General features: G+C 37.5%; 1 protein-coding gene. It reads left to right on the plus strand.

The features are described 5' to 3' along the window. The coding region (locus AC1DWA_RS33025) for a hypothetical protein (RefSeq protein WP_477917645.1) at positions 1-624 on the plus strand (624 nt) is incomplete at its 5' end. Positions 625-671 lie beyond the last annotated feature (47 nt).

Below are 671 nucleotides of genomic sequence, written 5' to 3' on the forward strand. Positions count from 1 at the left end.
GCTTCTAAAGATAGCAGCACCGAAACGCCAAGTAAGGAAAAGCAAGCTGCCTATGCCAAGGAAGCAGGACAATACGTGGATGCTTTAATTCAAGCAACTGTTTATCAAAATACAGATCAATTTGTTGCTAAACATCCRAATCAGCAAGATAAGAAACAGGTAGAAGAAAAAGGGGAGTTCCAAAAGAGTTCGTTTGTAGAGTTTTTTGAAACGAATTTTAAAGGTGCTTTATCATCATTGAGCTCAAAYATAACCGACGAGCAGTTAAACGAAGTAAGCAGCGCTTTTCTAAAAGCTCTTTCATCTACAAAATATAAAATTAAAGATGCAGCGTATAGTGATGAAGATGATGCGTACGTCGTACAAGTCGAAATTCAAGGATTTAACGATGCAAGTGTATTAGCGGAAGTCATGACACCACTTGCAGAAAAATATCAGGCGGGTGAGCTGAGTAACGAGCAGTTAGTAAACGAACTTATTAACGGAGTGGCAAAACGCTATCGTGAGCCAGTTGAATTACTTCCTGCAAAAACAGTCCCTGTACACGTCGTAAGAAATGGTGAACAAGATTACGAAGTTTTAATGCAAGATGAGTATCTGTTAACATTTGCTCAACAATCATAAATAGACATAAAAAAAGATTTTAGCTATATGCCTGAAGTCTTTTTTTG

The organism is Rhodococcus sp. P4_F3_2 (assembly GCF_056401335.1).